The 19,579-nt window shown below is 71.7% G+C and carries 16 protein-coding genes; 9 read left to right on the top strand and 7 right to left on the bottom strand.

Going from position 1 to position 19,579, the window contains the following annotated elements; all coding sequences use genetic code 11:
• The first annotated feature begins 77 nt into the window (after nucleotides 1-77).
• The 5 genes from D451_RS0110315 to D451_RS0110295 all read left to right on the top strand — a co-directional run bounded on the left by D451_RS0110315 (nucleotide 78) and on the right by D451_RS0110295 (nucleotide 8,339).
• Entirely contained in the window at nucleotides 78-602 is a 525-nt protein-coding gene (locus tag D451_RS0110315; protein WP_014908322.1) for a PadR family transcriptional regulator, read from the top strand.
• Nucleotides 599-1,324, top strand: coding sequence for an ABC transporter ATP-binding protein (locus D451_RS0110310; RefSeq protein WP_017534329.1), 726 nt, complete (start codon nucleotides 599-601; stop codon nucleotides 1,322-1,324). The genes D451_RS0110315 and D451_RS0110310 overlap by 4 nt, the downstream gene beginning before the upstream one ends.
• Entirely contained in the window at nucleotides 1,321-3,675 is a 2,355-nt protein-coding gene (locus D451_RS0110305; protein WP_017534328.1) for an FtsX-like permease family protein, read from the top strand. The genes D451_RS0110310 and D451_RS0110305 overlap by 4 nt, the downstream gene beginning before the upstream one ends.
• Before the next feature lie 54 nt (nucleotides 3,676-3,729).
• A complete protein-coding gene (locus D451_RS0110300) occupies nucleotides 3,730-6,519 on the top strand; it encodes a DEAD/DEAH box helicase family protein (RefSeq protein ID WP_017534327.1) in 2,790 nt (929 codons plus the stop codon).
• 128 nt (nucleotides 6,520-6,647) lie between these two features.
• On the top strand, nucleotides 6,648-8,339 hold the full coding sequence (locus tag D451_RS0110295) for a choice-of-anchor I family protein (protein ID WP_026124967.1): 1,692 nt from the start codon (nucleotides 6,648-6,650) through the stop codon (nucleotides 8,337-8,339).
• A gap of 157 nt (nucleotides 8,340-8,496) precedes the next feature.
• Here D451_RS0110295 and D451_RS0110290 read toward each other — a convergent pair whose 3' ends face one another.
• Nucleotides 8,497-8,811 carry an ArsR/SmtB family transcription factor gene (locus D451_RS0110290; protein ID WP_020379952.1) on the bottom strand — a complete coding sequence of 105 codons (315 nt, stop codon included), beginning with the start codon at nucleotides 8,809-8,811 and terminating at the stop codon, nucleotides 8,497-8,499.
• Between the two features lie 196 nt (nucleotides 8,812-9,007).
• On the opposite strand from D451_RS0110290, the gene D451_RS0110285 reads away from it, so the two are divergent.
• Genes D451_RS0110285 through D451_RS0110270 form a run of 4 tightly spaced genes read left to right on the top strand, consistent with a single transcriptional unit; the run spans nucleotide 9,008 to nucleotide 14,084 of the window.
• On the top strand, nucleotides 9,008-10,615 hold the full coding sequence (locus tag D451_RS0110285) for an ABC transporter substrate-binding protein (protein ID WP_017534326.1): 1,608 nt from the start codon (nucleotides 9,008-9,010) through the stop codon (nucleotides 10,613-10,615).
• On the top strand, nucleotides 10,603-11,646 hold the full coding sequence (locus D451_RS0110280; protein WP_017534325.1) for an ABC transporter permease: 1,044 nt from the start codon (nucleotides 10,603-10,605) through the stop codon (nucleotides 11,644-11,646). Before D451_RS0110285 ends, D451_RS0110280 begins: the two co-directional genes overlap by 13 nt.
• Nucleotides 11,639-13,411 (top strand): dipeptide/oligopeptide/nickel ABC transporter permease/ATP-binding protein, encoded by a 1,773-nt coding sequence (locus D451_RS0110275; RefSeq protein WP_017534324.1) that lies wholly within the window; start codon nucleotides 11,639-11,641, stop codon nucleotides 13,409-13,411. The genes D451_RS0110280 and D451_RS0110275 overlap by 8 nt, the downstream gene beginning before the upstream one ends.
• The gene (locus tag D451_RS0110270; RefSeq protein ID WP_017534323.1) at nucleotides 13,395-14,084 is read left to right on the top strand and encodes an ABC transporter ATP-binding protein; all 690 of its coding nucleotides are present in this window, start codon (nucleotides 13,395-13,397) and stop codon (nucleotides 14,082-14,084) included. Before D451_RS0110275 ends, D451_RS0110270 begins: the two co-directional genes overlap by 17 nt.
• A 54-nt stretch (nucleotides 14,085-14,138) precedes the next feature.
• Here D451_RS0110270 and D451_RS0110265 read toward each other — a convergent pair whose 3' ends face one another.
• Genes D451_RS0110265 through D451_RS0110240 form a run of 6 tightly spaced genes read right to left on the bottom strand, consistent with a single transcriptional unit; the run spans nucleotide 14,139 to nucleotide 18,911 of the window.
• On the bottom strand, nucleotides 14,139-14,909 hold the full coding sequence (locus tag D451_RS0110265; RefSeq protein ID WP_014909026.1) for an urease accessory protein UreD: 771 nt from the start codon (nucleotides 14,907-14,909) through the stop codon (nucleotides 14,139-14,141).
• Nucleotides 14,906-15,607 carry an urease accessory protein UreG gene (gene ureG, locus D451_RS0110260; protein WP_051067462.1) on the bottom strand — a complete coding sequence of 234 codons (702 nt, stop codon included), beginning with the start codon at nucleotides 15,605-15,607 and terminating at the stop codon, nucleotides 14,906-14,908. The genes D451_RS0110265 and ureG overlap by 4 nt, the downstream gene beginning before the upstream one ends.
• A gap of 40 nt (nucleotides 15,608-15,647) precedes the next feature.
• A complete protein-coding gene (locus D451_RS0110255) occupies nucleotides 15,648-16,364 on the bottom strand; it encodes an urease accessory protein UreF (protein WP_017534321.1) in 717 nt (238 codons plus the stop codon).
• Nucleotides 16,365-16,372: 8 nt separating this feature from the next.
• Nucleotides 16,373-18,082: an urease subunit alpha gene (locus D451_RS0110250; RefSeq protein ID WP_017534320.1), complete on the bottom strand. Its 1,710-nt coding sequence runs from the start codon at nucleotides 18,080-18,082 to the stop codon at nucleotides 16,373-16,375.
• Complete coding sequence (locus D451_RS28950) at nucleotides 18,079-18,612, bottom strand: urease subunit beta (RefSeq protein WP_017534319.1); 534 nt, start codon at nucleotides 18,610-18,612, stop codon at nucleotides 18,079-18,081. The genes D451_RS0110250 and D451_RS28950 overlap by 4 nt, the downstream gene beginning before the upstream one ends.
• Nucleotides 18,609-18,911: an urease subunit gamma gene (locus D451_RS0110240; RefSeq protein ID WP_017534318.1), complete on the bottom strand. Its 303-nt coding sequence runs from the start codon at nucleotides 18,909-18,911 to the stop codon at nucleotides 18,609-18,611. The genes D451_RS28950 and D451_RS0110240 overlap by 4 nt, the downstream gene beginning before the upstream one ends.
• Nucleotides 18,912-19,579 lie beyond the last annotated feature (668 nt).

The raw sequence follows: 19,579 nt of genomic DNA, 5'->3' as shown, positions 1-19,579 counted from the left end.
CCCCTCACCGACGTGCGCCCGATCCACCCGCAGCCAGCTATACATGGTGTGTATAGACGTTGTGTATAGTCGCGATCATGTCCCTGGGAACCACCCTCCTCGGCCTGTTGGAGCGCAGCCCCCAACACGGCTACGACCTCAAGAACGCCTACGACGAACGCTTCGCCACCAGGCGCCCCCTCGCCTACGGGCAGGTGTACGCCACCCTCTCCCGCCTGCTGAAGAACGGTCTGGTGGAGATCGAATCGGTCGAGGCCGGCTCGGGCCCCGAACGCAAGCGCTACGCCGTCACCGACGCGGGGGTCACCGACGTCGAACGGTGGCTGTCCCGACCCGAGAGCCCCGAGCCCTACCTCCAGAGCACCCTCTACACGAAGGTCGTGCTCGCCCTGCTCACCGGCCGCCCGGCCGACGAGATCCTCGACGTCCAACGCGTCGAACATCTGCGTCGGATGCGGGAGTTCACCCGCCGCAAGAGCGAGGGCGACCTCGCCGAGCAGCTCATCTGCGACCACGCCCTCTTCCATCTGGAGGCCGACCTGCGCTGGCTGGAGCTCACCGCCGCCCGGCTGAACGACCTGGCGAAGGAGGTCCGCCGGTGACCACCGACCTCTCCCCCCACCCCGGTGGAACCCCTTCCTCCTCCGCCGTCCCCCTGCTCACCGCCTCCGGGGTGAGCCGCTCCTTCGGCCCCACACCCGCCCTGCTGGACGCCTCCCTCACCCTCTACCCCGGAGAGATCGTGGCCGTCATGGGCCCCTCCGGCTCCGGAAAGTCCACGCTGCTGCACTGCCTCGCCGGTGTGGTGCGCCCCGACGAAGGCCGGATCGAATACGACGGCACCGACCTCACGACCGCCTCCGACACCGAACTGAGCGCCCTGCGTCGGACCGAGTTCGGCTTCCTCTTCCAGTTCGGTCAGCTCGTCCCCGAGCTCTCCTGTCTGGAGAACGTCGCGCTCCCCCTGCGCCTGGACGGGGAGTCCCGACGCCGGGCCGAACGCACCGCCGCCCACTGGCTGGACCGCCTGGGCGTGGGCGACCTCGCCGCGAAGACCCCGGGCGAGTGCTCGGGCGGCGAGGGCCAACGGGTCGCGGTGGCCCGGGCCCTGGTCACCCGCCCCCGGGTGGTCTTCGCCGACGAGCCCACCGGCGCGCTCGACTCCCTGAACGGCGAACGGGTGATCCGCCTGCTCACCGACGCCGCCCGGGAGAGCGGGGCCGCCGTGGTCGTGGTGACGCACGAGGCCCGGGTCGCCGCCTACGCCGACCGGGAGGTCGTCGTGCGCGACGGCCGTACCCGGGACCTCGGAGGGGTCGGATGAGCCCGCGCGAGGACCCGCCCACCGGGGCCCGACGCGGACGGTCCCGATCGTCCTTCCTCAAGGACCTCCGGCTGGGCGCGCGGCTCTCGCTGCGCGGAGGCCGTGAGGTCGTGGCCAGGACCCTGCTGACGGCGCTCGGGGTGGGCATCGCCACCGCCGCCCTCCTCCTGGCCGCCTCCCTTCCGGTCATCCTGGACAACCTGGGGGAACGGAACGCCGAGCGTATGGACTACCAGGTGGCGGAGTACCCGCCGCCTCCCCCGGGCGACGACACCCTGCTGTTCAAGGTCACCGACACCGAGTACGAGGGCTCGATGATCCGCGGGCGACTCCTCAGGGCGGAGGGGGACGACCCGCCGCTCCCGCCCGGGGTGGAGACGTTCCCCGGCCCCGGAGAGATCGTGCTCTCCCCGGCCCTGGCCGAACTCCTCGACGACCCGGAACGGTCGGCGCTCCGACGCGGGTACGACCACACCGTCATCGGAGAGATCGGCCCCGAAGGCCTCATAGGGCCGCACGAACTCGCCTACTACCTCGGCGACGACGACCTGACCCTGGACGACGGCGCCGGCCGGCTCCCCGGTTTCGGCGGTGAACAAGGATCCAGCGACGAACCCGTCATCCTGCTGCTCGGCGTGGTGGGCGTGGTCGTCATGCTCACCCCCGTGGTGGTCTTCCTCGGAGCGGCGGTGCGCTTCGGTGGTGAGAAGCGCGACCGTCGCCTGGCCGCGTTGCGGTTGATGGGGGCCGACCGCGGCGCCACCCGGCGCATCGCCGCGGGCGAGACCCTCCCCGGGATGGCGCTCGGTCTGTTGCTGGGCGCCGGGCTCTTCCTCGCCGGTCGCCCGATCGTGGAGGCGGTGCCGGTCTCGAGCGGCCTGTACACCGCCGACGTGGTCCCGCATCCCGTGCTCGCCCTCCTGGTCCTTCTCGGTGTGCCCCTGCTGGCCCTGTGGGTGGTGCTCGTCTCCCTGAGCCGTGTGGTGATCGAACCGCTGGGCACCGTCCGCCGTGCCGAGCGACGCCGCCCTCGACTGTGGTGGCGGCTCCTCCTGTTCGTGGCGGGCATCGCCCTCATCCTCCTGAGCATGCGGATCGATCTGGGCGGGGTCGGATGGGCGCCGCTGATGGCGACCGGCCTGTTGGCCGCGCTGTTCGGCACGACGGCCGTGCTCCCCTGGCTGCTCGACCGGCTCTTCGGCCGGGCCTCGGGCGGCCCGCTCTCCCTCCAGCTGGCCCTGCGCCGTCTGGCCGCGGCGGGCGACGGCCCCGTCCGCGCCGTCGCCGGGATCGTGGTGACCGTCGCGGGCGCCATCGCGTTGCAGAGCCTGTACGCCGGCGCCTGGCAACAGCTGACGGTGTTCCAGGCGGAGTCCGTCGAGGAGGCGTACGAGGAGATGGAGTTCGGAGCGGCCGGGTACCAACTCCAGGCCGATCTGCGCGAGGTCCCCACCTCCGCCGAGGTCGACGCCCTCGTGGCGGAGGTCCCCGGGCTGGAGAAGGCCCTGGCCTACGAGGAGACGTGGGGCGCCACCGCCGAGGGCTCCGACGTTCGGATCGTGATCGCCGACTGCCCGTCCCTGCGCGAGATGGCCGACCTGCCGGGGTGCTCCCCCGGAGACGTCTTCGGCGACGTGGCGGGGGTGGAGGCCGGCGACACCCTGCTGGTCGGCGCCGGGGAGGAGGTGGAGCCCGCCGAGTGGACGGTGCCGCGGTGGTCCACGTTCGAGGGACCTCCGCTCGACCACCCCTGGTACTCGGAGGCCTCCGTGCCGGACGCCGTCCTCGCCACCCCGGAGGCCATGAGGCTACCGGAAGGCCTCTCCGTCCGGGGCGAAGTGTGGCTTCGGGGCGACCCGTCCGTCCCCGAGATGCAGGAGGAGCTCCAGGGTTCCATCAGGGCCTTGGACCCCGCCTCCAGCCTGCTCTTCCCGGTCGCCTTCGTCGCCGACCCCGACATGCTCGACATGCGTGACGCGCTCATCGCCGGCGCCCTCGCCTGTCTGTCGATGATCGCCGCCGGGCTGGTGGTGGGCACGATCGAGCAGGTCAGGGAACGCAAGAGGGTGCACGCGGTACTGACCGCCTTCGGCACACGGCGACGCACCCTGATCGCCTCGGTGCTGTGGCAGACCACGCTCCCCGTGCTCTTGGGCATCGTCTTGGCCGCGGTGGCCGGGACCACCCTGGGAGCGCTGGCCCTGATCGCGGTCGACCTCCCCGTGACCTTCGCCCCGGTCGACATCCTCATCATCACCGGCGCGGGTGTGGTGGTCGCGATGCTGACCACGCTCCTGGCGGTCCCGGCCCTGCTGCGGACCATGAGCCCGGAGGGGCTGCGCTCGGAGTGAGCGGGAGGGCCGGGGCCGCCGAGGAGGCGGTCCCGGCCTGGCTAGTCTGGGGGGATGTCGCAGACCGGGGAACCGACCGCGGCCGGACCGTCACCGGGCACGGCCCCGCTGAGCGGCGCCTTCTGGCCGGGCGAACCCCGCCCGTACCAGAACGACGCGCTCGCCCGGGTGGACGAACGTTGGGCCGAGGGCGACCGGCGGACCTGGATCGTGCTGCCGCCCGGCGCCGGCAAGACCCTGGTGGGGTTGGAGGCCGCGCGCCGGCTGGGGCGCCGCACCGTGGTGCTGGTCCCCAACACCGCCATCCAGGGCCAATGGATCCGCCACTGGAGGGCCTTCGAGCGCCCCGAAGGGTGCGACGCGGGCGACGATCGGGCTCTCGGCGACGCCGTCAACGTGCTCACCTACCAGTCTCTGGCGGTCTTCGACCCCGACGCCGAGACCGACGAGGAGGGACGCTCCGCCACCCCCGTCCGCGACAGGCTGCACGCCAACGGGCGGGCCCTGGTGGCCGCCCTGCACGGCGCGGGACCACTGACCCTGCTGCTCGACGAATGCCACCACCTGCTCCAGGTCTGGGGGCGTCTGCTCGCGGAGATCCTCGACGAACTGCCCGACGCCCACGTGATCGGGCTGACCGGCACCCCCGCCGGAAGCCTCACCGCCGCCGAACGCGACCTGGTCGACCGGCTGTTCGGGCCGCCGATCGTCGGCGCCTCCCTGCCCGCCCTGGTGCGCGACGGATATCTGGCGCCCTTCGCCGAACTGGTGCACGTCACCGAGCCCACCCTGACCGAGCACGAGTACCTCGCCGGGCAGGGCGCCCGCTTCGCGGCCCTCTGCACCGATCTGCTCGAACCCGGGTTCGCGGACACCGATCTCCTCCCATGGTTGGACGCCCGCTTCGTCTCGCGGGACGCGGAGGAGGGCGGCGGTGTGGCCTGGGGGACGCTCGCCGCACGCGACCCCGCGCTCACCGACGCGGTACTCCGCCTGCACCATCAGGGCCTCATCGCGCTGCCCGACGGGGCCCGCCTCCATGAGCGGCACCGGCATCCGCCGAGGGCCGAGGACTGGACCGCGCTGATCGGCGACTACGCGCGGCACTGTCTGGACCCCGACTCCCCTCGGGACCGTGAGGCGCGCGAACGCATCCGCGCCGCGCTGCCGTCCGTGGGCCACCACCTCACCCGCAAGGGGGTCCGCAAGGGCGCCTCACCGGTGGACCGGGTCCTGGCCCGCAGCGCCGCGAAGTCCCTGGCCACGGTGGACATCCTCGCGACGGAGTGGGAGGCCATCGGACCGCGGTTGCGGGCCCTGGTGCTGTGCGACCACGAACGCGCCTCCGCCCGCGCACCGGCGGCGTTGCGCGGGGTGATCCCCGACGACGCCGGTTCGGCCTGGCTCCAGGTGGTCCGGCTCGCCGCCGATCCCCGCACGAGCGTTCTGGAGCCGGTGCTGGTCACGGGTCGGACCGTGGCGACCGGACCGGCGACCTCGGCGGCGCTGGTGGAGTTCGTCCGTTCGGAACTCCCCTCGGTGGACCCGGTCGTCCGCGAGGTCGACGGGCTGCACGTGTTGGAGGGGGCGTGGACCTCGCGTTCCTGGGTGGGCGCGGTGACGCGCTTCCTGGAGAGCGGCCGGTCGCACGTGCTGGTGGGCACGCGCGCCCTGCTCGGGGAGGGGTGGGACGCCCGCGGGGTCAACACGGTGGTGGACCTGACCACCGCGACCACCCCGACGGCGGTCGTCCAGAGCCGGGGGCGGGCCCTGCGGCTGGATCCCACGTGGCCGGAGAAGGTGGCGCACACCTGGACGGTGGTGTGCGTGAGCCGTGAGCATCCGCGCGGGGCGGCCGACTGGGACCGCTTCGTCCGCAAGCACGAGGGCTATCTGGGGGTGGACGCGGACGGCGGGATCATGAGCGGGATCGCGCACGTGGATCCGGAGCTCTCCCCCTACGAACCGCCCGAGGACCCGGGCCGGGTCAACCTCCGAATGATCGAACGCGCGGCCGACCGGGAGGGGACCCGCGCGCGTTGGCGCCTGGGTGCGGGCTACGAGGACGTGCTGCTGCCCACGCTCCGGGTGCGCGGCCCGCGTTCGGCCCCGGTCGACCACGGACCCGACGGGGTGGTGGCCCGTCCGGAGCAACCCGAGGTGACGGTCGGCGAGGGCGGGATCGTGCCCGTTCCGAGAAGGCTGCCGGCCGCGCGCGACCTGGGGCTCGTCTGGATCGCGGGTCCCGTCATGGCGGTGTTCCTCGTGGCCGGCCTCCTCCTGCCCTGGCTGTGGGCGCCGGCCCTGGCCGCCGCCGTGCTCGCCGGGGCCTCGTGGTGGCGGGCGTTCGGGCGTACCGCCCGGGAGGCCGAGAGGCTCCGCGCCCTGGCCCGCGCTCCGGTCGAGACGGCCCGTTACGCCTGTGCCGTGGCCGACGCGCTGCGCTCGGTCGGTCTCTCCGGCACGGGGGCGCGAGGGGTGCGGATCCATGTGGACGGCGATGGCGTCTACCGGTTCACCCTCGACGCCCCGGAGGCGGCGGCGCTGTTCACCGAGGCCCTCGACGAGGTCCTGGGGCCGTTGGTCGGCGAACCGCGCTATCTGGTCCCCCGTTACGTGCTCACCGGTTCCGATGAGGAGACGGTGGCCGTCTTCCACGCGGTGCCGTCGGCCTCGGGGCGGAACCGGAAACACGCGCTCGCCTTCGAGCGGGCGTGGAACCGGTGGGTCGGTCCGGGCGAGGTGGTCCACACCCGTTCCGACGCGGGCCGCGCCCTGCTGTCCGCCCACCGAGGGAGTGCCCCGCTGGAGGTGTCGACCGCCCACCGCCTGACCTGGGAGTGAATCGGACAGCACATCGAGGGGTATCGGGTACGCCCCTTCACCCGAAGGTCATCGGATGTTCGGGTTCCCCTCGTCCCGAGATGGTTGGGTGCGTGAGCATCCCCCTCTCACGAACCTCAGGAAACACCATGCGCAGATCCCTCACCGCCGCGGCCGCCCTCGCGTTCGGCCTCACCCTGGCCTCCCCGGTCCAGGCCGACGAGGCCCCCTCCTACGGAGCCCCCGAGGCCACCGAGGCCATCGGCCTCTCCGTGCTGGGCACCTACAACACCGACGTCTTCGACTCCTCCGGGGCCGAGATCGTCGCCCACGACCCGCGCACCCAGCGCCTGTTCGTGGTCAACGCCGCCGCGGCCGTGGTCGAGGTCCTGGACGTGTCCGACCCCGAGAACCCCGAGAGGCTCTTCGACCTGGAGACGGCCGGGGTCCGGGCGGCCGACGGTTCCGTGGTGGAGCGGGGCGGGGCCGCCAACTCCGTCGCGGTCCACGGGAACGTGGTGGCCGTGGCGGTGGAGGCCGCCGACCGCACCGACGACGGCTGGGTGGTCCTCTTCGACACCTCCGGCCGGTCGGTGAACGCGCTCCGCGTGGGTGCCCTGCCGGACATGTTGACCTTCACCCCCGAGGGACGCACCCTGCTGGTGGCCAACGAGGGCGAGCCGAACGACGAGGTCACGGTCGACCCCGAGGGTTCGGTCAGCGTGATCGCGGTGAACCGCAGGCCCGCCTCGCTCACCCAGGACGACGTGCGCACCGCCGACTTCCGCGCCTGGGACGAGGGCCGCGAACTCCACCCGGACGTGCGGGTCTACGGCCCGGACCTGTCCACCGGCGAGCCCGGGACCCCGGGGCGGGTCGCCCGGAACCTGGAGCCGGAGTACATCGTCGCGGACAGCCCCCACACCGCCCACGTGATGCTCCAGGAGGCCAACGCCTTCGGCGTGCTCGACCTGCGCACCGCCGAGATCACCGACATCGTCCCCCTCGGCGTCAAGGACCACATGGAGCCGGGGAACGGGTTCGACGCCTCCGATCGGGACGGCGAGATCGCCATCGAGAACTGGCCGGTCCTCGGCATGTACCAGCCCGACGGCTTCGACGGCTACCGGTGGCGGGGACGGACCCTCCTGGTGACCGCCAACGAGGGCGACGCCCGCGACTGGGACGGCTACTCGGAGGAGAGCCGGCTCAAGAACCTGGACGTGTGCGAGGACTCCCCGCGCGTCCAGGAGTTCCTGGAGAACAACGATCAGGGGATCGAGAGCGTCGAGGAACTGACCGCCGACGAGAACCTGGGCCGACTCTCGGTCAGCGCCGCCGAGGGTCTGCGCGAGGACGGTTCCTGCTACGAGGAGATCCACTCCTTCGGCGGCCGTTCCTTTTCGATCTTCGGGGACGACGGCGAGCTGTTGTTCGACTCGGGCTCCGACTTCGAGCGGATCACCGCCGAGGCGGCCCCCGAGTTCTTCAACTCCAACCACCGCGAGAACAACTTCGACGGCCGCAGCGACGACAAGGGCCCCGAGCCCGAGGGCCTCGTCCTGGGCAAGGTGAAGGGCCGTACCTACGCGTTCATCGGCCTGGAGCGTGTGGGCGGGGTGATGATCTATGACGTCACCGACCCGCGGAACGTGACCTTCACCGATTACGTCAACAACCGTGACTTCGGCGCCGACCCGAGCAGCCGTGAGGCCGGTGACCTGGGCGCCGAGGGTCTGACCTTCATCAGCGGCGGCGACTCACCGATCCCGGGCGTCCCGGTGCTCGCCGTGGCCAACGAGGTCTCCGGCACCACCACGCTGTTCCGCATCGACTCCTAGAATCGGCATCGACCGCCGACGGGGCGGGTGCGTCACCTGTGACGTGCCCGCCCCGTCGGCGTTCCCGAGGTTCGCGCGCTGGGAGAGGTGGGCGGGTGTGCCCATGTGCGCGGGGACGTGAGATGTCGAGGGCGGCCGGGCGGCCCCGTCGGCGTTCTCAGTGTTCGGCGCCCATCTGGTGCAACAAGGCGTGCACCGTGGTGTCGACCAGCGTGTAGCGCACGGTGCGCCCGTCCCTCTCGTCCTGCACCCATCCCTGAAGACGCAGGGTCCTCAGGGCCTGGGACGCGGCGACGTCGGTGATCCCGGCCATCTCGGCGAGCTCGCCGACCGAGGCCTTGGCAGGTCCGGCGTGGTGCATCGCGGCCAGCAGGCGCAACCGGGTCGGGTCTCCGAGCAGGCGGAACCGGTCCGCCCAGGCTCCGATGTCGATCTGGGCATCCGTAGGAGGTCGTTCACTGCGGGAGGTCATCGGGTCCATTATCCCCGATCCGGGCCGAAGGGTGACAGTCGTCTCCGATCCCCCCGAAAGGGGCACGCGCCGTGACCGGGATCGAGGGCCCTGTGGTCGACCGCGTGGCCGGCGCGAACGGGACATACCTTATCATCTGATCAGATGGTCAACTATTCGCCATCGAAAGACCACGACTCCGACAAGGAAGCAGTGAATGACCGGAACCGTCCCTACACGTGCCCTCCTCGCGACCGCTCTCGTACCGACCCTTCTCCTGACCGCCTGCTCCGGCGCCGCCGAGACCGAGGCCTCCGGAACCCCCACCCGCATCGTCCTCGCCGACGCCCAACCCGTCGGTGAGTTCGACCCCGTCAACGGCTACGGCGAACTCGGCGTCTCCCCGATCTTCGAGGGCCTCCTGCGCCCCGAGTCCACCGGCGACGACGCGCTCCCCGAACTCGTACCGGCCCTCGCCGCAGCCCCTCCCGAACCCAACGACGACAACACCGTCTGGGACGTGGAGCTGCGCACCGACGTCACCTTCTCCGACGGCTCGGCCTTCGACGCCGAGGACGTGGTGGCCACCTACTCCGCCGTGCTCGACCCCGACACCGCCTCGGAGGTCGCCGGTTCCTACTCGATGATCGAGTCGGTCACCGCCCTCGACGACCACAACGTGCGCTTCACCTTGAACGCCCCCTACTACGCGATGCCCGCGCGGCTGACCCTGGGCATCACCTCGTCGGAGGAGATCACCTCCGGGCCGGCGGCTGACTCCGGGCGCGACCGGAACCCGATCGGCACCGGCCCCTACGTGCTGGCCGACCTGAGCGCCGACCAGGCCGTCTTCGAGGTCAACCCCGAGTACCACGGCCCGGAGCCCGAGGTCACCGAGATGGTCGTCCTCTCCATCCCGGACGACAACACCCGGGCCCAGCGCATGCGCGCCGGTAACATCGACGGCACCGTCCTCCCACCGGTGACCGCCGCGACCTTCGCCGACGTCGACGGCTCCGAGGTCCTCCCGGTCCGCACCGCCGAGTGGCGCGGTCTCTCCCTTCCCTCGGACAACCCCTTCACCTCCGACCCCGACGCCAGGCTCGCGATGAACCTGGCCGTGGACCGCGACGGTGTCGTGGAGAACGTGCTCGCCGGGCACGGGCGCCCCTCCCACACGCCGATCCCCGACGTCTACGGTGAGGCGCACGACCCGGACGCCGTCTTCGAGTACGACCCCGAGACCGCCGCCGACCTCCTCGACGAGGCCGGCTGGGAGGAGGGGTCCGACGGGATCCGGGTCCGCGACGGCGACCGCGCCGAGTTCACCCTCTACTACCTCGCCTCGGACAACCTGCGCCGCGACCTGGCCACGGCCTTCGCCGCCGAGATGCTGCCCCTGGGCATCGAGGTGGACATCCAGGGCGCCTCCTGGGACGAGATGGAGAAGAACACCGCCGAGGCGGGCATCCTCCTCGGCGGCGGGGACAAGCCCTACGACCTGGACACCCAGGTCTACGCCACCCTGCACAGCCGCGAGGACGGCACCTCCACCTACGAGAACCCGGGCGACTTCTCCATCCCGGGAGTCGACGAGGCCCTCGAAGAGGCCCGGGCCACCCTGGACCCCGACGAGCGCGTCGAGGCCTACCGCAAGGTCCAGCGGGCCTACATCGAGAACCCGACCTACGTGTTCATGGCGTTCGTCGACCACACCTACATCGCCGCCGAGGACGACTGGGATCGCGGCCCGCTCGTGCTCGAACCCCACGCCCACGGGGTCTCCTGGGGCCCCTGGTGGAACCTCGCCGCATGGCGTCGATGAGCTCCGATCCCGCCCACCGTGTACAGGACCGGCGTCGCCGGACCCGGTGGCGGGATCGCCGCCGTGAGCTGGCGGGACTGGTGGCGCGCCGCGTCGCCATCGGACTCCCGATGCTCGTGGGACTGAGCGCGCTGGTGTTCCTGCTCGCCGCGCGCTCCCCGTTCAACCCTCTCGCCGCCTACCTGGGCGCGGGCTATCAGTGGACCACCGCCGAGCAGCGTGAGTCCCTCGGCCGGGCCCTGGGGTTCGACGTCCCCTGGTGGCAGGCCTGGTGGTCCTGGGCCGGCGACCTGCTCCGAGGCGATCTCGGCTGGTCACGGGGGTACTCGATGCCGGTCTCGGAGGTGTTCGCCGAACGTCTCCCCTGGACCCTGCTGCTCTCCGGCACGGCCCTCGCCCTGGCCATCGTCCTCGCCCTGTTCTGGGGCACGGTCGCCGGTCTGCGCCCGGGGTCGTGGTCCGACCGGATCATCACCCGCCTCGGCGTACTGGTGCAGGCTGTGCCCCCGTTCGTCCTCGCCCTGGGCTCGGTCACCACGTTCGCGGTGATCCTGCGCTGGGCCCCGGTCGCGGGGGCCGCCGAGCCCGGCGAGCCCTACACGCTCGGCGGGGTGGCGACCCACCTGGTGCTGCCGGCCTGCACCCTCGCCCTCACCCAGCTCCCCTGGCTCCTGTTGGCGGTGCGCACCGCCGTGGCCCGGGCCCGCGGCTCCGAACCGGTCCGCGCCGCCCGGGCGCGCGGGGTGCCCCCGGCCACGGTGGTCACCGCGCACGTGCTGCCCGTCTCGCTCGCCCCCCTCGTGACGATCGTGGGCGCCCGGTTGCCCGAGCTCGTGGTGGGAGCGGTCCTGGTGGAGGAGATCTTCGCCTGGCCCGGGATCGCCGCCGCCCTGGTGGCCTCGGCCCAGTCGCTCGACTTCCCCCTGCTGGCCGCCCTCACCGTGGCCACCACCGCCGTGGTGCTGCTCGGTTCCCTGCTCGCCGACTCCGCCTACCTCTTCCTGGATCCGAGGGTGAGCGCCGATGTCTGAACCGACCACGCGGCCCCGCCGACGCCGGGCCCTGCGTCCTCTGCCGGTGGCGACGCTGCTCGTCCTCATCGGCTACGCCGTCCTCGCACCCTGGTGGGCGGGAACCCAGACCGCCGACTTCTCCCAGGCCCTGCTCCCGCCGGGCCCCGGACAGTGGTTCGGCACCGACCACTCCGGCTACGACCTCTTCGTACGCTCCGCCGAGGGGCTACGGGTGTCGCTCCTGATCGCCCTGGTCTGCGCCGTGGTGGCCACGGTCCTCGGTGTGGCCGTGGGGGCCGTCGCCGCCACCGTCGGCGGCCGGATCGACCGCCTCCTCATGCGCGCCACCGACGGGGTGAACGCCCTGCCCCACCTTTTGATCGGTGTGGTCATCGTGGCGCTCTACCCCGGGTCGCTGACGGCGATCATCGCCTCGATCTCGCTCACCCACTGGCCGCAGATCGCCCGTGTCGTCCGCGCCGAGATGCTCTCGGTGCGCTCCTCCGAGTACGTCGAGGCCGCCTACCTGTGGGGTGCCTCCCGTGGTCAGGTGCTGTACCGGCACCTGCTGCCCGCGGCGCTCCCCCAGGCCGCGGTGGGTCTGGTCATGCTCGTCCCGCACGCCGTCTGGCACGAGTCCACGCTCAGCTTCCTCGGTCTGGGGCTCTCCCCCGACGAGGCCAGCCTGGGAACCCTCCTCGAAGTGGCGCGCGGAGACGTGTTCACCGGGGCCTGGTGGACGTTGGCCGCCCCGGCCGGGGTGCTGGTGGCCACCACGTTGTCCGTGGCCGGGCTGAGCAACGCGCTCGGCGGCCGAAGCCGATCCGCCCTCGGTCGCGGGCGTGGCCGGGACCCGCTGGCCGGGATCGTGACGGAAGGTTCCGACCGGGACGACGAGGGCACGGGGGCGACCTCCACCGCCCCACCGCTCGTCCGAGTGCGCTCCCTGACCCTGCGACTGCCCACCGAGGACGATCGTTGGGTACACGCGGCCACCGGGATCGACCTGGACCTGCGCGCGGGCGAACTGACCGCCCTCGTCGGCGAGTCCGGTTCCGGGAAGTCCACCCTCGCCTCGGCCCTGTGCGGGCTGTCGCCCGCGGGCACCCGATCGTCGGGAAGCGTGTCGATCGACGGCCGGGAGATGCTCGACGCCGACGAACGCGCCTGGCGCGGACTCCGAGGCCGGACGATCGGCCTGGCCGCCCAGTCCGGGGCCGAGACGTTCACACCCGTGCGACGGGTGGGACCGCAGATCGCCGAGGTGATCGACGCCCTGGGCACCGAGGTCTCCGTCCCCGAACTCCTGGAGCGGGTCGGCCTGGAGGCCGATACCGCGGACAAGTTCCCGCACGAGCTCTCCGGTGGGATGGCCGTGCGGGCCGTGACCGCCGCCGCGCTCGCGGGCGAACCGGCCGTGCTCGTGGCCGACGAACCCACCGCCGGGCTCGACCCGGAGCTCGCCGCGCAGATCCTGCTCCTGCTCCGCCGGGTCGCCGACGCGGGCACGGCCGTCCTCGTCATCACCCACGACCTCCAGGTCCTGGAGACCACGGACGTCGCCGACCGGATGGCGATCATGTACGCGGGACGGATCGTCGAACAGGGCCCCGCCCGCGACGTGCTCACCGCTCCCGAACACCCCTACGGGCGGGCGCTGATGGCGGCGCTTCCCGCGCACGGACTGCACCCGCTCCCGGGGCTGCCGCCGGAACTGACCGACCTGCCCCACGACCACTCCTTCGCCGACCGGACGGGAGGAACCGATGTCGCTGACCGCTGACCGCGTCACCTGCCGCTACGGGGATCACGTGGTCCTCGAAGAGGCGAGCCTGACCCTCGAACCCGGCCGCGTCCTGGGGCTCACCGGCCCCTCCGGCAGCGGTAAGTCCTCCCTGGCCCGGATCCTCACCGGGCTGCGTCCCCCCGACGGGGGGACGGTGCTGGTCGACGGCGAACCGGTGACCACCCGACGAGGGCGGATGGACGGCCGCGTCGGGCTGCTGCACCAGTCGCCCCGGGCCGCCACGGACCCGAGGATGCGGCTGCGGAGGATCATCGCGGAACCGTTCTCGGCCCGAGGTCGCTCCGGGCCACGCGGGTCGGAGGCCGACGACCGGGTCGCCGAACTGGCCCGGAAGGTCGGCCTGACCCCGGACCTGCTCGACCGTCACGGCGATCGGGTCTCGGCCGGCCAGCTCCAACGGGCGTGCGTGGCACGGGCGCTGGCGGCCTCACCGCGCTACCTGATCTGCGACGAGCCCACCGCCATGCTCGACGCCGCCTCCACCGCGACCATCGCGCACCTGCTGTCCGAACTCGCCGCCGAAGGGGTCGGCCTCCTCGCGATCAGCCACGACCACGCGTTGTTGAACGCCTGGGCCGACGAGGTGGGGGACCTGAAGGAGACCACCTCCCGCACGGCCGAACCGCTCGCCGATCACACCGTGCGGTGACACGACGAAGGGCCGGGGAGCGCGCTCCTCGGCCCTCGGCGATCTCGACGAGGCTCAGGCCGCCTCGTCCTCGTTCTCCTCTTCATAACCGACCGGGTCGGCGAACCCCGACCGCCATCTCCCCCAGGAGTCGGCGACCGCGGCCTCGGCCTCGTGTGCCTGGCCGGCCACGGCCCGGGACAGCGCCCCCGGACCGTGCAACAGGGTCTCCTGCACGCCCACCGACCGTTCCGGTCGGGCTCCGAGCAGGAAGGTCGAGGTCATGACACGGTTGCCGCCCATGACCCCGGGGGCCCCGGCCAGCACCGGATCGCGCAGATCCAGGTCCTCGACCAGCAGCGGCCGTCCGTCGACGTCCGCCCGGGTGAGCGAGCGCAACGGCCCCCCGGACGACTCGTAACTACGGCCCATCACCAGGGTCTCGTGCACCAACGCCCGACCGGAGCCGGACAGGTGGACGTTCATGTTCCGGGTGATGTCCGCGCCCGAGGTCACCACGAACGGGGCGCTGCGCCACACCAGACAGCCGCCGTCGGCCACCCGCAGATCGGCCCGCCAACTCGCGGAGCCGCCACGGGCGTCGTAGGCGACCATCCCCGACGGTTCCACCAGCTCCAGCCACACGCCGGGGCCGACGGAGACCTCCATCCGCAGGTCATCGCCGGCCAACAGCAGGGCGTAGGTCCCGAGCAGGGCCACCCGAGCGGCCCCGCCCCGAACACCCAGGGGCTGGGCCCTCAGATACGTTCCACCGACCAGGTCGGTCATGCGTACACGACCACCGACCCGCTCGACGGTGATCCGAGCCGCCACGGTCCCGCTCATGCGTGCTCGTGGCCGTCCTCGCCACCCTCGTGGGTGTGCGTGGTGCCGTCGGCGTGGCTGTGCGGGGCCATCGGGCCCGGGTCGCGGGGCACGTGGGTGCCGGAACGGTAGTCCGCCAGCACCTGGTGCACCCACCCGGCCAGAGCCTTGATGGAGACCTCGTCGTGCTGGCTCAGAGCCAGCACCGGAAGCCCGCCGCGAGAGGCCTTGGCGTCGGTGACCATCTGCTCGGCGTCGACCCCCACGTGCGGGGCCAGGTCGGTCTTGTTGACCACGAGCAGGTCGGCGCGCTCGATGCCCGGGCCGCCCTTACGGGCCACGTCGCCGCCACCGGCGACGTCCAGGCAGAAGATCTGCGCGTCGGCCAGCGCCGGGCTGAACGTCGCGGTGAGGTTGTCGCCACCGCTCTCCACGACGACCAGGTCCAACGGAGCGAACTCCGCCTCCAGGTCCTCCACGGCGAGCAGGTTCGGCGTGACGTCGTCACGGATGGCCGTGTGCGGGCACGCGCCGGTCTCCACAGCGTGGATCCGCTCGATCGGCAGGACCCCGGCCGCGCGCAGCAGGCGGGCGTCCTCGTCGGTGTAGATGTCATTGGTGACCACGGCCATGCTCAGCTCGTCGGCGAGCTCGCGGCACAGGGTCGCGATCAGCGTGCTCTTACCGGTACCGACCGGCCCGGCCACACCCAGGCGCATGGCGCGGCGGGTGCCGGTGGTCGCGTTTCCTTCGGTCTGCTCAGGCAACGAAGATCCTCCTGGTCTTGACTTGATGTTCGAGAGACCACCCCTCGATCTGAGGAGCGGTACGGGCCGGCAGGTCGTCGATCCCCTCCACCGCGAGCGCCTCGGCGACCACGGAGGAGATCACCCCCTCGGCCCCGAGAACCCACCCGGCGGCGTCGACCGGGTCGACGGGTGCGAGCTTCAGCGCGGCGGAGGCCACCGTCTGGGCGTCGTCGTACAGACTCACCCGGGCGACCTCGGCCTCCTCCGACCCCATGACGGCGGCCACCACCCCGAGGGCGATCGGCCGTTGCGGGGCCCGTCCCAACGTGCGCAGCGCCTTCACCGCCGGGTGTTCCGGCCACAGACGGTCGGCCAGACGGACCAGCCCACGGCCGAGAAGCCCCGAGATCTCCCGGAGCGGAGCGCTCGGCGAACGGGCCAACAACGCCTCGTGCACGTCGGCGAGGGCATCGGCGTCCACGCCGAGCCCCTCCGGTCCGGCCTCGATCCGGCCGGGGACGAACGCGCCCCCGACCGCTCGATACGCCAGGACCGAGGCCGCCGCCTCCGCCAGACCCACCGTGCGCATCCGGGCCTCGATGTAGGCGGGGATGCGCTCCACCGGCAGGCCGTCGAGGAGCGCGGGTTCGAGTCCGGCCGAATAGGTGTGACCGCCCACCGGCAGTCGGGCGTCGGCCAGCAGCAGTGTGCCCAGTCCCGTGCTCACACGAGGACCTAGAACATCGTGTACCGCTGCGCGAGCGGTACGACGTCCACGGGCTGCGGCTTCACGAACTCGCCGTTGATACTGATCGCGAACGTCTCCGGGTCCACGTCGATATCGGGCAGAGCCGTGTTGTTCGGCATGTCCGCCTTGGTGATGTCGCGGGTGGGCTTCACGCCCACCAGCTCGCGCTGGAGCCCCAGCCGCTCGGCCAACCCGTCCTCGATCGCCATCGGGGACACGAAGGTCACCGCCAGGTCGGCCGCCGACGTGGCCTGCGCGGCCAGGGTCGGCCGCACCAGCACCGGCTGCGGAAGGGGGACCGCGCCGTTGGGGTCGCCCAACGGGGCCGCGACGATCGCCCCGGACTTGATCACCGCGGTCGGCCGGATACCGAAGAACGCCGGGTCCCACAGCACCAGGTCGGCCATCTTCCCGGGCTCGATGGAGCCGATCACGTGATCGACGCCGTGGGCCACCGACGGACAGATGGTGTACTTGGCCACGTACCGGCGGGCACGGGCGTTGTCGGCGGGCAGCTCCGAGGGGAGCGGACCGAACTTGTTCTTCATCACGTGCGCCACCTGCCACGTGCGGGAGATCAGCTCACCGATACGACCCATCGCCTGGGCGTCGGTCGAGGTGATCGCGATCGCGCCCATGTCCAGCAGGACGTCCTCGGCCGCCATCGTGGACGCGCGGATCCGGGACTCGGCGAACGCCAGATCCTCCGGAACACGCGGGTTCAGGTGGTGCACCACCAGCAGCATGTCCAGGTGCTCGTCGACGGTGTTGACCGTGAACGGCAGCGTGGGGTTGGTGGAGGCGGGCAGGACGTTCGACTCACCGGCGGTGATGATGATGTCCGGCGCGTGACCACCGCCCGCGCCCTCCGAGTGGAAGACGTGGATACCGCGACCGGCGATCGCCTCCAGCGTGTGCTGGACGTAACCGGTCTCGTTCAGCGAGTCCGCGTGCAGGGCCACCTGGAGACCGAACTCGTCGGCGCCGCGCAGCGCGGCGTCGATCGCGGCGGGGGTCGCGCCCCAGTCCTCGTGGACCTTGTAGCCGCCGGCCCCGGCCAGGGCGTCCTCGGCGAGCGCCTCCATCGACACCGTGCTGCCCTTGCTGAACAGCAGGATGTTGAGCGGGAACTTGTCCAGGGCGCGGTGCATCGTCCGCAGCGCGTGCGCGCCCGGGGTCACCGTGGTGGCCTTCGAACCCTCGGTCGGCCCGGTACCGCCACCGATCAGCGTGGTCGTGCCCGTCGTGAGCGCCTCGTGCATCTCGATCTCGCTGAGGAAGTGCACGTGGGTGTCGACCGCGCCCGCCGTGAGGATCTTGCCCTCACCGGCGATCACGTCGGTGCCCGGACCGATCAGCAGATCCGGGTGCACACCGTCCATGACGTCCGGGTTACCGGCCTTGCCGATCGCCACGATACGACCGTCGCGGATGCCCACGTCACCTCGGATGATCCCCCAGTGGTCCAGGACCACCACGTTGGTGATCACCAGGTCCAGGGCGCCCTCGGAACGCAGGGTCATGCCCTGCCCCATCGACTCACGGATGGTCTTACCGCCACCGAAGACGACCTCGTCTCCACCCGCGGTGCGATCCTCCTCGACCTCGATCCACAGATCGGTGTCGCCCAGGCGGATCTGGTCCCCGACCGTGGGTCCGTACAGCTGTGCGTACTCACGGCGGTCGATGCGGCTCACGGCTGCTGCTCCTCTGTGTCCTCTGTCGCTTCCTCGGCGTCCGCTTCCTGATCGGCGTTCTCGGCGGGCGGGGCCTCGGTGGGTACCACCTCGGCCGGGTCACCGTCGTGCGCGTCCACCTCACCGACGCGCATCGCGGTACCGGAGGCGCGCTCCGGCTCGGGCACGTCGACACCCGGGGTACCGAACGGGACCACCGGACGCGGGGTACGCTCCCCGGTCTCGGGCTGCTTGCTCAGGTCGTGGATCTGTAGACCCGGGACGTACCGTCGGCCGCCGAAGGCGACCAGTTCGACGGTGCGGCTCACGCCGGGCTCCAGGCGGACCGAGGTACCGGCGGGAACGTCCAGACGGAACCCCTGGGACTGTTCGCGATCGAAGCGCAGAGCCGGGTTGGCGTCCGGGAAGTGCAGGTGAGAGCCCACCTGAATGGGGCGGTCACCGGTGTTGACGACGACGAGGGACAACCGTTCGCGGTCGTCGTTCAGGTCGAGGGGGGTGGAGCGGGTACGAATCTCACCGGGAATCATTGGATCGGCTCCGTGATCGTGACGAGCTTGCGTCCATCGGGGAAGGTGGCCTCGACCTGGACGTTGGGGATCATCTCCGGGACCCCGTCCATGACCTCGTCCCTGGTGAGGACGTTGCGACCCTCGCTCATCAGCTCGGCGACCCTGGCACCTTCTCGTGCCCGCTCGATCACCCAGCAGGACAGCAGCGCTACCGATTCCGGTTGGTTGAGCTTGACGCCCCGTTCCCGTCGATCCCGGGCGATCATGCCCGCGACGGCCAGGAGCAGCTTCTCGGTATCGGAGGGAAGTAGATGCATGAACCACCTCTCAACGATTCGTTATGGGTTTGGTAGCAAAAACCAACCCATCTAGGTTTTAGCACGTGAGAGGCGTGCGGCAAGCCCACCCCTCGCCAGAGAGACGCCTCAGGATGCCTCTCGGTGTACCGGGAAGCCCTGTCGGACAAGGGAAAACACCGCGACCGAGGTGCGACAAACGCTGGTACATTTTTTGGCGAGATGACCCCCTCCGCCCCGCTCCGACGGAGTGATCGGGACGCCTCCGGGACGAGCGCGCGTTCGCGTTCTTTCGAAGGCTCCGACGGGGTCGTTCGGCATCCCCTCCGACGGCTCGGTCACCCCCTTCGACGTTCCACGGCATCGGGCCCGCGAGGCCTCCTCCCCCGCTCCGGCGACCCGCCCGCCCCGACGGCCGGAGCGACGCGTCCGCGGACGGACCACACGAGGTCCCTTCGAGAGAACACACGACAGCACCCCGATTTCACGCCGATCAATCCGCCGTTACACCCGCGTGAAGAGATCCCGGAAAGGGAATTCCGGCAAGCGAGGAGAAGCCGATCCCGCCCTTCGCCGGAGGCTTCCGGTGGGCGGACGCCCCTCCCCCGAGCGTCCTTCTCCGAACCCCGAACCCGCCCTCCACCAGGCACTCAACCCCGGCACCCCATCACCCCGTCAGGTCCGGGAAC

This window comes from Nocardiopsis alba DSM 43377 (assembly GCF_000341225.1).
In the GTDB taxonomy this organism is placed as follows: Bacteria; Actinomycetota; Actinomycetes; order Streptosporangiales; family Streptosporangiaceae; genus Nocardiopsis; species Nocardiopsis alba.
This window is presented reverse-complemented; position numbering and strand designations above follow the sequence as displayed.